Genomic DNA, 13,278 nt, shown 5'->3' with positions numbered 1-13,278 from the left:
AAGGTCGCAGAACACCGTCTGCGGCCCATGCGAAAGGCCCACAGTGACCGAACAGACTTCAAGCACAGAGAACCAGCGCCGCATCGTCGTCGCCGGTGGCGGCCCCGCCGCCCACCGCTTCGCCGATGCCATGCATTCCCGTGGCCTCGAAGGCTGGCATGTCACGGTCCTCACTGAGGAAGCCCACCTGCCGTATGACCGGGTGGCGCTCTCCAAGGCCCTCACCGACAGTGATGTTGACCTGACGCTGGGCGCAAAATCGATGTGGGACCACGCCTCCCTGGAGCTGAAGACCGGCGAGCGCGTAGTGAAGATCAATGCCGAAGCCAAGACGGTGGAAACCGCTGCCGGCAGCGCGTTCGAATATGACGACCTGGTGGTGGCCACCGGCTCGAACGCCGCCCGCCTGCCTATCCCCGGCAACGAGCTCACTCACCTATACCGCACGCTTGAAGACGTATGGGCCATTAGCAAGGCCATCACCCAACTCACGGAAAAGCTCGGCCGCAAGGTTAACGCCGTCACCATCGGTGGCGGCCTCCTGGGGCTCGAATCGGCCGCCGGCACGGAACAGCTCGGTGCCACGCCAATCGTCATCGACGGTTCGCAGTGGCTGATGGCCACGCAGCTCGACGAAGGAGCGGGCCAGGCAATGGGCCGGCTCATCAAGGCCAAGGGCTTTGAAGTCCACGGCGGCGTCTTCCCGTCCGAAGTCCTGTCCGACGACGAGGGCCAGGTCACGGGTGTCCTCATGGCCGACGGCCGCATTATCGATGCCGACATGGTGATCGTGGCCATCGGCGTCCGGCCCCGCGATGAACTCTTCCGCGCCCCCGAGGGCGACGAGCAGCTGTTCAGCCTGGGCCAGCGTGGCGGTGTGGTTATCAACAACTTCTGTGCCACCGAAGTACCGGGCATCTGGGCCATCGGTGAAGTGGCCAATTTTGAGGGCATGTGCCTCGGTCTGGTTGCCCCCGCGAACACCATGGCCGAGATCGTCGCCGACAGGCTGCACGGCGGCGCGGCCACTTTCCCCGGCTTCGACACCGCCACTAAACTCAAGCTCTCCGGTGTGGACGTCGCCAGCTTCGGTGACGGATTCGCCAAGACCGAGCACTCGCTCGAGATCGTCTACGCCGACCCGGCCCGCGGCGTGTACCAGAAGATCGTCACCTCCGACGACGCCAAGACCCTCCTGGGCGGCATCTTCGTCGGCGATGCCACCCCCTACTCCAGCCTCCGCCCGCTCCTGGGCCGCGAACTCAGCGCCGAGCCGGGCGCCTACCTGACGGCGGCCGCCGGCGGCGACGCCCCGGAAACCGAACTGCCGGACGCTGCCATCCTGTGCTCCTGCAACAACGTGGCCGCGGGAACCATCCGCGACACCATCAACGGCTGCGGCGCCTGCGACGGCAACGCCCCCGTACAGGAACTGGGTGAGCTGAAGGGATGCACGCGCGCCGGAACCAGTTGTGGCTCCTGTGTCCCGATGCTCAAGAAGCTGCTGGAAACCGAGCTGACCAAGTCCGGCGTCGAATTTTCCAAGGCCCTGTGCGAGCACATCGAGCTGTCCCGCCAGGAACTCTTCGACGCCATCCGTGTCCTGGAGCTGACCTCCTTCGAAGAGATCATGGCCAAGTACGGCACCGGGGCCGGCTGCGACATCTGCAAGCCGACCATCGCCAACATCCTGGCCAGCCAGAACAGCGCCTACGTCCTGGACGCAGGCCGCGGCACCCTGCAGGACACCAACGACCGCGCCCTCGCCAACATGCAGAAGGACGGCACCTACTCGGTGGTCCCCCGCATCGCCGGCGGCGAGATCACCCCGAAGAAGCTCGGCGTCATCGCCGCCGTGGCCGAGAAGTACAACCTCTACACGAAGATCACCGGCGGCCAGCGCATTGACATGTTCGGTGCCCGGCTGGAGGAGCTACCGGAAATCTGGAAGGAACTGGTGGACGCCGGTTTCGAATCCGGCCAGGCGTACGGCAAGAGCCTGCGTACGGTGAAGTCCTGCGTGGGGTCCACCTGGTGCCGCTTCGGCGTCCAGGACTCGGTGGCCATGGCCATCCAGCTGGAGCTCCGCTACCGTGGCTTGCGCAGCCCGCACAAGCTCAAGATGGGCGTCTCCGGCTGTGCCCGTGAATGCGCCGAAGCCCGCGGCAAGGACGTGGGCGTGATCGCCACCGCCGACGGGTGGAGCCTCTACGTTGGCGGCAACGGCGGTGCCACCCCGGCCCACGCGCAGCTGCTCGCCACGGACCTGGACGACGAGACGCTGATCAAGTACATCGACCGCTACTTCATGTACTACATCCGCACCGCCGACCGCCTGCAGCGCACGGCGCGCTGGCAGGAGGAGCTCGCCGGCGGCATCAAGCATGTCGAGGACGTGGTGGTCAAGGACACCCTGGGCATCGCCGAGGAACTCGAAGCGGCCATGTCCAAGCACGTTGACGCCTACGTGGACGAGTGGGCGGACACCCTGAAGGATCCCGAGCGCCTGCGCCGGTTCCGGTCCTTCGTCAACGCTCCCGACCAGAAGGACGACTCCATCACCTTCGTCTCCGACGACCGCGGCCAGATGCGCCCGGCGACGGCAGAAGAGAAAGAACGCGCCGGCCAGCAGCCGGTCCTGATCGGCGCCTCCATCCCCGTACGGCCCTCCACCCCGGAACTGACTGACGAGAACGAGGTGTAGCCATGCAGCTCAGCATTGATCTGACCGGCCGCGAAATCCTGGTCACCGGTTCCGACCATGCCGCCCGGCAGGCGGTCCGCCGCTACGAAGCCGCGGGCGCCGTCGTCTACCGACTCAGCACCCCGCAGGGTGCCGCGCATGACGGCCCGCTCCCCGAGCGTCCCTTGCTGGTGGCAGCGGTCGACGACGGCCAGCCGGGCTGGGAAGCCCTGCTGGGCCGGTGCCGGGCAACAGGCATCCCGGTAGCGGCCGAACCGGCCGCCGGCCCAATAGGCCATGTCACCCTGGTGGGCGGCGGCCCCGGCACAACCGAGCTGCTGACCGTTGGGGCCGTGAACGCCCTCCGGGACGCGGACGTGGTGTTCTACGACCGGCTGGCTCCCTGCCAGGACCTGCCAACCCTGACCTCGGCCGAATTGGTGGACGTGGGCAAGAAACCCGGGCATCACAAAGTCAGCCAGGCCGACATTGAGAAGCTCATGGTGGAAAGCGCCCAGGCGGGCAACAACGTGGTCCGGCTCAAAGGCGGCGATCCCTACGTCTTCGGCCGCGGCGGCGAGGAAGTGGCCTCCTGTGTCGAGGCGGGTGTGCCCGTCCGCGTCATCTCAGGTGTCACCAGCGCCATCTCGGTCCCGGCAGCCGCCGGCATCCCCGTCACGCACCGCGAAGTCAGCCACATGTTCACCGTGGTCTCCGGCCACGCCCCGCTGACCGGGAAGGAACACACCCACCTGTCCGGCCTGGGCGGCACGATTGTGGTCCTGATGGGCATCGGGACGCTGCACCAGCTCGCAGCCGGGCTGCGCAAAGCCGGCATGCGCCCCGACATGCCAATGGCCGTCGTCGAACGCGGTTACCGGCCCGGCCAGCGCACCACCATCGCGGACCTGGGCACTATTACCGCCGCCGCTGCCGGGTGCAGCAATCCCGCCGTGGTGGTCATTGGTGAGGTGGTCCGGGTAGCCGAAGCCAACCGCGGGCACGCGGAAGCCGCCGCCGACCTCGACAGGCTCGCGGCCTCGCTGCTGGGTTCGTGAAAGGATTGGCCCCCATGAACGCACTGGCACCGGCTGAACCCGCCCAGCTTGACGAGACGCACGCTCCTGATCAGGACACTGCAGGCCAGGACGCCGCAATGAACCCGCTGGAGGGCTTCCGTATCGGCGTCACGTCGCACCGTCGGTCCCGGGACCTTATTGAGGCGCTGGAACGCCGCGGCGCAGAGGTGCTGCACGCCCCGGCGCTAAAGATCGCGCCGGTGCAGGAAGACATCCGCCTCATTGAGGACACCAAAGCCATCATCGCGGCCCGACCCGACCTCTGCATTGCCACCACGGCGTACGGCATGCGCCGCTGGTGCGAAGCTGCCGATTCCTTCGGGATTGGCGAGGAACTGCTGGAAACGCTCGGCGCGTGCCGGATGTTCGTCCGCGGCCCCAAAGCCCGCGGTGCCGTCCGCGCGGCCGGTCTCGCCGACGTCGGAATCAGCAGCGACGAAACCACTTCAACACTGGTCGACATGCTGCTTGCCGAGGGCGTCCGCGGCAAGACAGTGGCCGTGCAGCTCCACGGCTACACGGACGTCCGGCAATTGGAACGCCTGCGCATGTCCGGTGCCGCCGTCCTCACCGTGACCCCTTACCGCTGGGTGAAGCCCGACGGCGAAGACCGGCTTCCGCGCCTGATCGAGGCCGCGTGCAGCGGCAACTTGGACGTCCTCACGTTCACGAGCGCGCCCGCCGTTGACGCGATGTGGAGCACCGCGCACGAGATGGGCGTCTACAAGGAGCTGGTCCACAGCCTCAAGACCAACGTCACCACGGCCGTGGTTGGTCCGGTGACAGCCCAGCCGCTGCTTGATGCAGGTGTGACCCCGCTCATTCCCGAGCGGTTCCGGATGGGCGCACTGATCCGGCTGGTGTGCGAGCACCTCGCCCTGAACCACGTCCGGCGCCTGGACACAGGGTCCGGCAACATCGCGCTCCGCGGCCGCAGCCTGCGGATCAACGGGCAGCCCGTTGAGCTGGCGCCCGCGCCCCTGTTGCTGCTGCGTGCGCTGCTGGGCGCCGGCGGTGCGGTCCTGTCCCGGGAGGCACTCTCGGACCTCCTGGAACTCAGGGGCTCCGTCCACGCCCTCGACATGACAGTCAGCCGGCTCCGGTCTTCACTGCCCGACGGGCGCCTGGTGGAGACGGTGGTCAAGCGGGGCTACCGCATCCGGATCTGACCCCTCCCCCTCCCAGGAGTTTTTGTCCAGATAATGCCGCCGAAGCGCAGGTTTAAGCCCATTATCTGGACAAAAACTCCGTAGTCCATAATTCGCGGGAAACACGTTGGAAAAACGAGCCCCCTACGCTGGCATCATCACGAAGTTCCGGCCGTTCCGCGGCCGCCAGCGAAAAGGCCAGCACATGTCCGCACCCGCCACATCCACCTCCGCCGCTACCCGCATTGTCATCGCCGGCGCAGGGCCTGCCGCCCAGGCGCTCGTCAGAGAGCTTAACCGGGCCCGGTTAATGGAACCGTCACGATCCTCAGCAACCGGGATGACGCATCCGCAGAACTCCTGGAACTGGCCACCCTCCCCCACGTCTCGCTCCGGCGGGGCCAGCCTGCCAGTTTCATCGACGCCGGAACCCGCACCGTGACCACAGCGGACGGCATGGAATTGGGCTACAACCACCTGGTCATCGCCACAGGTTCAGTACCTGAAGCAGCGCCTGTTGCGGGTTCCGGCCATTGCCTGAGCTACTCCTCCATTGACGACGCCGCCGGCAACGGCGGTTTCGGCTCCGGGACTCAACGCCACGGGAATAGTGTTTCCTGACGGCAGCAGCATGAACGCGGACATCGTTGTGCTGGCGGCGAGTGCAGGGCTCCAGACCGCCACGGGCGGCGGGATCGCCATCACCCGGGACTACCGGACCTCCGTTCCGGGCATCTGGGCGATCGGGGATGCCGCAACGTTCGACGGCGTCCGGCTGGGGCTGCTGGTTGCCGCAGCCTCTGCGGCGGGCGGCTACTTCACTGGCGACAACTTCACTGCTACCCGGGGTCAGATCCGGCCCAATCCGGGCGCTTCTTCGGGCCGGATCTGACCCCGCGTAGGGGTGCCGCGCGCTCAAGAATCTCCCGTGCAGCTGTGGCAAGATGGGTTCCGAAAGACCCATGGACGCTGCAACGTCCCCGGCCTATAAGGCCCCTGGAGAGGACCATCATGAGCAACGAAGCCACCCCTTCCGTTCAAACCGACGCTGGCGCCGTAGGAGCAGGCAACATCGCGTCCTACATCGACCACACCCTCCTGAAGCCGGAGGCCAGCGACGCGGACATCCTCAAGGTGTGTGCCGAGGCCGCCGAATACCGCTTCAAGTCGGTCTGTGTGAACCCTTTATGGGTCAAAACGGTGAAGACTGCCCTGAAGGGTTCCGGTGTGCTGACGTGCTCGGTGGTCGGCTTTCCCATGGGGGCTACGCCCAGCGACGTCAAGGCCTTCGAAGCCCGCGGCGCTGTGCTTGACGGCGCCGACGAAATCGACATGGTCATCAACATCGCCGCTGCGCGGGCCGGGGACAAGGGTGCCCTGGTGGAGGACATCTCCGCCGTCGCCGAAGCCGTCCACGCGAGCGGGGCCATGCTGAAGGTCATCATCGAAACAGTGCTGCTCACCGACGACCAAAAGGTCCTTGCCTGCCAGGCCGCCGTGGAGGCCGGGGCGGACTTCGTCAAGACCTCCACCGGGTTCAACGGCGGGGGTGCCACCGCTGAAGACATCGCTCTGATGCGCCGAACGGTAGGGCCTGACCTGGGCGTCAAGGCGTCCGGCGGAGTGCGTTCCCTTGCGGACGCTCAGGCTATGATTGCTGCAGGTGCAACACGAATTGGTGCCAGCTCCGGCATTGCGATCGTCAAGGGTGAACAGGGTTCAGCCGGCTACTGACGCCGCCCGGAGCCGCCGCAGATTGAGCCCCGCGGGGCCGAGGAGGAACGAATGTCCAGCAAGATCACACAGTCCGGCAAAAGCACGGTGCAGACCCCGGAGAACGAAAACAACCTCCCGACGAGTATCCTGCTGTTTGTCGTGATGATCGCACTGTTCCTGGGCGCCATCTACTCGCTCTCCTTCCTCACCCTTGACAACCCCTGGCCGATGGCTGTGTGCCTGGGTCTCTTTTTCCTGGCGTACTGGATCCCGCAGACCATCACGGGCCGCTCCGATTCAGCCGGCGAGAAGTAAGAACTACTCTTTACCGCAACGCGGGGTCACTTACCGGCCGTCCCCAGCGGGGACTTATTGGGCCGCATGTGACCCCGCGTTGCATTGTTTAAGGCTGAATTACCCCGCCAAGCACCGCGAGGACTCCCGGCCAGTGCGCCTTTGCCACGGCCCAGGCCGCCACACACATACCCACCATCGCGTAGGCGCTCACGGGGATCAGCACCAGCCACTCCCGCCGCGACCCCGCGCGGCCCAGCAGCGGCAAGGAAAACGCGCCGTTGGCTTTCCAGACGTCATTAACTACGGGCAGTTTCCGCAGGAACCTGGGTGGCTTGATGACGATGGGCCAGAGCAGCGGCACGCCACCGGTGGTGATCATGTCCCCCACGATATGGACCACCACACCGGTCAGCATCGACACCGGCAGCCAGGTCCACTGGTGCGGCGCGAACCACGTCACCAAGCCAGCCGTGGTCAGGGCAAAGATCCAGTTGCTGACGAACCCGGACTTGGGGAACAGCTTCAGCGCCTTGGCGGCAATGTTGATCATGAACATGCACAGCAGGCCGGCGCCGACGGACAGCAGGCCCCAGTCCGTCTGGAGCTGGATCTGCCCGGCCATCATGGCGAGCACCACAAAGAACGCCGCCCCCAGGATGGAGTGCGTGCCCTGCCGGTGCCCACCGCTGGCGTTTTCAATCCCCATGGCAATCACGTTGGACAGCGGAGGCAGCGAGTTCGCCACCGTGCTGTGGCGGTGGTCCCAGTCGCACACCAAGGCTGTTCCCGCCGTCGCCATGCCGCCGATCAGGATGCCGGCGGCGTCAAGCGGATACCAGCCCAGGGTGTACGGCCCGGTCGAGGCAATAGCTACCCACGCCGCGGCTCCCGACGCGGCGTGATGTCCTCCCATCATGGTTCAGCCGCTTACTGCCGGTGCGGCGAGTGGGGCGGCGGAGAAGATGTTGCGGATGACCCCGTTGGCCCATTCCAGGATTTCGGCGTCCTGCAGGTCACGGCCACCCATCCTGGCGGTCTTGGGCTTTGGAATCAACACCGCGTCCATGGCGGGCTTGGGCTGGGCACCGGGGTACATCCGCGTCAGGCGCATCAGCTTGGACTCCGGCAGCTGGGCCGGGGAGAACTTGATGAAGTTCCCCTGGAGCGCGACGTCGGACAGTCCGGCTTCGCGGGCGCCCACCCGGAAGCGGGCCACGGCAATCAGGTTCTGGACCGGCAGCGGCGGCTCCCCGTAACGGTCCACGAGCTCGGCCAGGACTTCCTCGATGGCTTCGTTCGTCAACGCTGAGGCGAGCTTGCGGTAGGCCTCCAGGCGCAGCCGCTCCCCCGGCACATAGTCGTGCGGCAGGTGGGCGTTCACGGGCAGCTCGATCTTCATCTCGGCAGCCTTCTCCTCGGCGTCGCCGCGGTAATCCGCCACCGCCTCACCCACCAGCCGGATGTACAGGTCAAAGCCCACGCCCTGGATGTGGCCGGACTGTTCGCCGCCCAGCAGGTTGCCGGCGCCGCGGATCTCGAGGTCCTTCATGGCCAGCTGCATGCCGGCACCAAGCTCATTGTGCGTGGCAACAGCTTTGAGCCGTTCCAGCGCCACTTCACCCAGCGGCTTCTCCGACGGGTACAGGAAGTAGGCGTAGGCACGTTCACGGCCACGGCCCACCCGGCCGCGGAGCTGATGAAGCTGGGAGAGCCCGTACTTGTCTGCACCGTCCACGATCAGGGTGTTGGCGTTGGAGATGTCCAGGCCCGTCTCGATGATGGTGGTGCACACCAGCACGTCAAAGCGCTTCTCCCAGAAGTCCACGATGATCTGCTCCAGCCGGCTCTCCGACATCTGCCCGTGCGCCACCTCCACCCGTGCCTCCGGAACCAGCTCCCGGACCTTCGCTGCGGTCCGCTCGATGGTGGACACGCGGTTGTGCACCAGGAACACCTGGCCTTCGCGCATCAGCTCACGCCGGATCGCTGCCGAGGTCTGCTTATCCGTGTAGGGACCCACATAGGTCAGCACGGGATGGCGTTCCTCAGGCGGTGTGGCCAGCGTGGACGTCTCGCGGATGCCGGTCAGGGACATCTCCAGCGTGCGCGGAATCGGCGTGGCACTCATGGCCAGGACATCCACGTTGGTGCGCATCTTCTTCAGCGCTTCTTTGTGCTCCACCCCAAAGCGCTGTTCCTCGTCCACGATCACCAGGCCCAGGTCCTTGAACGCGAAGTCCTTGGACAGCAGCCTGTGCGTGCCGATCACCACGTCCACGGAACCGCTCTTGACGCCCGCCACGGTTTCCTTGGATTCCTTGGCGCCCTGGAAGCGTGACAGGGCCTTGACGCGCAGCGGGAATCCGGAAAAGCGCTCGGTAAACGTCTCGTAGTGCTGCTGGGCCAGCAGGGTGGTGGGCACCAGCACTGCCACCTGTTTGCCGTCCTGGACCGCCTTGAACGCCGCCCGCACGGCGATCTCGGTCTTGCCGTAGCCCACGTCGCCTGAGACCAGCCGGTCCATGGGAATCTCGCGCTCCATGTCAGCCTTGACCTCGTTGATGGTGGTCAGCTGGTCCGGCGTCTCCACATACGGGAACGCTTCCTCCAGCTCGCGCTGCCAGGGAGTGTCCGGCCCGAAGGCGTGGCCGCGGGAAGCCATGCGTGCCGAGTAGAGCCGGATAAGTTCGCCGGCGATCTCCTTGACCGCCTTGCGTGCTTTTGATTTGGTGCTGGCCCAATCAGAGCCGCCCATCTTGCTCAGGACAGGCGTATCGCCGCCGACGTAGCGGGTCACCTGGTCCAGCTGGTCGGTGGGGACGAACAGCCGGTCCCCCGGAGCCCCGCGTTTGGAAGGGGCATATTCGAGGACCAGGTATTCACGGACGCCGTCGCCGCCGCCGGCTACTTTGCGCTGGATCAGTTCGATGAACCGGCCGATGCCGTGCTGTTCGTGCACCACGTGGTCCCCGTTGACCAGCTGCAGGGGATCCACGGCGTTCCGGCGTTTGGACGGCATGCGCCGCATGTCCTTGGTGGAACCTGCTGAAGTCCGTCCCAGCAGGTCCGCTTCGGTAAGCAGCCCCAGTTTGAGGTTCTCCAGGACAAAACCGCGTCCGACGGCGGCAGTGGTCACCTCGATGATGCCCGCCTGGGGCTCCTTGTCCAGGGTCTCCACCCGGGCGCACGGGATGTCCGACTCGTGGAAAAGTTCCGCCAGGCGTTGGGCCGGCCCGGGCCCCTCGGTGACCACCACAATCCGCCACTGGTCCCGGACATGCGAACCGATAAAGTCCATCATTTCGGCCACGTCGCCCTGGTAGCCGCGGGGTTCCCGGGCGTGGAGGTTCAGGACGTCGATCTCCGGCAGCAGCTCCTCGTCGGTAGCCAGCGAGGTAATGGACCACCACGACACCGCGTGCGCCAGCGAGGTACTGCGGGTTTCTGCCAGCGAGCGGAAGCTGGCCGAATGCAGGGCAGCCGAGGCCTGCGAGCTGAGGTCCAGCGGTGCCGTGCCGCCGTCCGATGCCGTGGACCACGCCGCTTCAAGGAACTCTTCGTTGGTCGCCGCGAGATCGTGCGCGCGCGTGCGGACCTTCTCCGGTTCGATCACCACGGAGATTGATCCGGCGGGCAGCTGCTCCACGAAGGGGACCATGGCGTCCACCAGCACCGGCGCCAAGGACTCCATACCTTCGACCGCGATGCCGCCGGCGATTTTCTCCAGCATGTCCGCGGCCGCGGGAAGCTGGGTCTTCAACGTCGCGGCCCGTGACATGACAGAGGGTGTGATCAGGATTTCGCGGCATGGCGGCGCGTGCAGTTCGGTGGGGTGGTGCACGCCCGGGGCTGACAGCGAGCGCTGGTCTGCAACGGCGAACCAGCGCATCTGGTCCACCTCGTCGCCGAAGAACTCCACCCGGATGGGGTGGTCCTCGGTGGGCGGGAACACGTCGAGGATGCCGCCACGTACGGCGAACTCGCCGCGATGGGTGACCATGTCCACGCGTGCGTAGGCGGCGTCGGCGAGCCGTCGCACCACGTCCGTGAATGGCACCTCCTGGCCGACCTTCAGGGTGACCGGGACCAGTTCCCCCAGGCCGGCGACAAGTGGCTGGACCACCGACCGTACCGGCGCAACGACTACCCGCAGGGGGCCCGCCGTCGAGCTTTCCGGGTGCGCGAGCCTGCGCAGGACGGACAGCCGCCGGCCGACGGTGTCCGAGCGGGGTGAGAGCCGCTCGTGCGGCAGGGTTTCCCAGCTGGGGAACTCGGCCACGGCATCGGCCGGCAGGTAGGCGCGCAGGGCTGCCGTCAGGTCTTCTGCTTCCCGTCCCGTTGCGGTGACGGCGAGCACCACGGCCGGGATCGCGCCGTCGGACGTTCCGTCTGCGGCGTCCGCGGCGCCGGCAGCGGCCAGGCCGTCTGCCATTTCGGCGAGCAGGACGGCGCGGAGTCCTGCCGGTGCACTGATCTGGTAATCCTGGCCACGGACGTCAAACCCCCGCGCTGCCTCGGCCTTGACCCGGGAGAACGTGCGGTCTTCAGCCAGGACACTGCGGAGCCCGGCAAGCGAGGGACCGGGATGGGACGGGCCGGTGGGGCTCATGGCGGAAACTCCTGTGTGGTTCAAGGGAAGCGCAGGCAACACGAAGACCCGAAATTCTCTTCGAATCCCGGGTCGTCCCAGCCTACTCCTGCCCCGGCGCACTCCCGGAACGCGTTGCTACGCTTGCTGATGAACCGCATCGCCAGATGCGGGTCCTCCGCCAGGCCTGAGGAGCTTTCCAGTGAGCGATATGAACAGTCCGAGCGCCACCCCCATCCCCGACACTGACCGGAAAACCAGGACCGTCCTGGTGACCGGGGCGACCGGCTATATCGGTGGCCGACTGGTCCCCCGGCTGCTGGAGGCCGGGCACACCGTCAAGGTCCTGGTGCGGACGCCGGCAAAGATCGCCGGCGTGCCATGGCTTGATGATGTGGTGGTGGTCCAGAGCAGCCTCGACGACGGCGGGGCCCTGCGCGACGCACTGGCCGGGGTTGACGTGCTGTACTACCTTGTCCATTCCATGGCCGCCGGGGCAGGTTTCGAGTCCAAGGAAAAGGCGATGGCGGAGACGGCCGCGCAGGCGGCAGCCGATGCCGGCGTGGACAGGATCGTCTACCTGGGCGGCCTGCACCCGGCCAACGTGGAGCTGTCCACGCACATGCGGTCCCGGGAGGCAGTGGGCAAGGTGTTCCTGGACAGTCCGGTGGACGCAGTGGTCTTCCAGGCGGGGGTGGTGATCGGGTCCGGGTCGGCGTCGTTCGAAATGATCCGGCACCTCTCCGAAACCCTCCCACTGATGCCGGCCCCGAGCTGGGTGCGGAACAGGATTGAAGCCATCGGCGTCCGGGACGTGCTGTACTATCTTGTCGGCGCCGCGTCCCTTGCCGGCCCCATAAACCGCACGTTCGACATTGGCTGCCGCCAGGTACTGAGCTACGCCGGCATGATGAAGGAGTATGCTGCCGAGGCCGGACTGCCATACCGGGTGGTGCTCGCGCTGCCCATTCCCGCCCCGAAGCTCGCCGGGCTGTGGGTGGCCCTGACCACGCCCATCCCGCTGTCCATGTCGCTGCCGCTGGTCGAGTCGCTGCAGCACGACGCCGTAACCCGGGAGCACGATATCGATTCCGTCATTCCCGTGCCGGCGGGCGGACTAACGCCCTACCGGCGTGCCGTTGCCCTCGCGCTGGGCAGAGAGCGCGACGGCCACGTGGAGACCACGTGGGCCAAAGCCGGCGCCGATGCCGATCCCCTGCCCAGCGATCCGGACTGGTCCGGCCACAAGGTCTACGTGGACGAGCGGACGTTCCACGGGGACATTGATCCGGCCCACGTGTGGACGGTCATCGAAGGTATCGGTGGCCGAAACGGCTGGTATTCCCTGCCGCTCGCCTGGCGCGTCCGTGGCTGGCTGGACAAGATCACCGGCGGTGCCGGGCTCCTGCGGGGACGCCGGCACCCCGGAAATCTCGCCCCCGGCGAGGTGGTGGACTGGTGGCGTGTGGAGCGGATTGACCGCGGGAAGCTCCTCCGCCTGCGGGCAGAGATGCGCGCCCCCGGGCGTGCCTGGCTTGAACTGTCCGTAGAGCCCGACGGCGGCGGCAGCCTCTACCGGCAGCGCGCCATTTTCTTCCCCAAAGGCCTCAGCGGCCGGCTCTACTGGCTCGCCGTGCTGCCCTTCCACAGTCTCATTTTTCCGGCGATGGCGCGGAACATTACCACTGCAGCGCAGAAGTTCGCCGATGCAGAGCGCACGGAGTCCGGTTCCAAGAACACGCCAGGCTCCCCGTAAGATGTGGGGAG

General features: G+C 66.6%; 8 protein-coding genes and 1 pseudogene. 7 read left to right on the top strand and 2 right to left on the bottom strand.

Features of this window, described 5'->3' with window-relative positions:
* The first annotated feature begins 43 nt into the window (after window positions 1-43).
* The 6 genes and pseudogenes from nirB to ABIB45_RS07030 all read left to right on the top strand — a co-directional run bounded on the left by nirB (window position 44) and on the right by ABIB45_RS07030 (window position 6,941).
* On the top strand, window positions 44-2,704 hold the full coding sequence (nirB, locus tag ABIB45_RS07060) for a nitrite reductase large subunit NirB (protein ID WP_354215192.1): 2,661 nt from the start codon (window positions 44-46) through the stop codon (window positions 2,702-2,704).
* A 2-nt stretch (window positions 2,705-2,706) separates the two neighbouring features.
* On the top strand, window positions 2,707-3,741 hold the full coding sequence (cobA, locus tag ABIB45_RS07055; protein ID WP_354215191.1) for a uroporphyrinogen-III C-methyltransferase: 1,035 nt from the start codon (window positions 2,707-2,709) through the stop codon (window positions 3,739-3,741).
* Between the two features lie 14 nt (window positions 3,742-3,755).
* Complete coding sequence (locus ABIB45_RS07050; RefSeq protein ID WP_354215190.1) at window positions 3,756-4,931, top strand: uroporphyrinogen-III synthase; 1,176 nt, start codon at window positions 3,756-3,758, stop codon at window positions 4,929-4,931.
* 184 nt (window positions 4,932-5,115) lie between these two features.
* Window positions 5,116-5,802: pseudogene (locus tag ABIB45_RS22550) on the top strand (FAD-dependent oxidoreductase).
* 119 nt (window positions 5,803-5,921) lie between these two features.
* Window positions 5,922-6,644, top strand: a complete 723-nt coding sequence (deoC, locus tag ABIB45_RS07035; RefSeq protein ID WP_354215187.1) for a deoxyribose-phosphate aldolase — start codon at window positions 5,922-5,924, stop codon at window positions 6,642-6,644.
* A 51-nt stretch (window positions 6,645-6,695) separates the two neighbouring features.
* A complete protein-coding gene (locus ABIB45_RS07030) occupies window positions 6,696-6,941 on the top strand; it encodes a hypothetical protein (protein WP_354215186.1) in 246 nt (81 codons plus the stop codon).
* Window positions 6,942-7,029: 88 nt separating this feature from the next.
* On the opposite strand, the gene ABIB45_RS07025 is transcribed toward ABIB45_RS07030, so the two are convergent.
* Window positions 7,030-7,839, bottom strand: coding sequence for a metal-dependent hydrolase (locus ABIB45_RS07025; RefSeq protein WP_354215185.1), 810 nt, complete (start codon window positions 7,837-7,839; stop codon window positions 7,030-7,032).
* A 3-nt stretch (window positions 7,840-7,842) separates the two neighbouring features.
* Complete coding sequence (gene mfd, locus ABIB45_RS07020) at window positions 7,843-11,532, bottom strand: transcription-repair coupling factor (RefSeq protein WP_354215184.1); 3,690 nt, start codon at window positions 11,530-11,532, stop codon at window positions 7,843-7,845.
* Between the two features lie 190 nt (window positions 11,533-11,722).
* On the opposite strand from mfd, the gene ABIB45_RS07015 reads away from it, so the two are divergent.
* On the top strand, window positions 11,723-13,267 hold the full coding sequence (locus ABIB45_RS07015) for an SDR family oxidoreductase (RefSeq protein ID WP_354215357.1): 1,545 nt from the start codon (window positions 11,723-11,725) through the stop codon (window positions 13,265-13,267).
* Window positions 13,268-13,278: the final 11 nt, after the last annotated feature.

It is taken from the genome of Arthrobacter sp. UYCo732 (assembly GCF_040547265.1).
GTDB lineage: Bacteria > Actinomycetota > Actinomycetes > Actinomycetales > Micrococcaceae > Arthrobacter.
The sequence above is the reverse complement of the archived record's forward strand: the minus strand, read 5'-3'. Positions and strand labels throughout refer to the sequence as shown.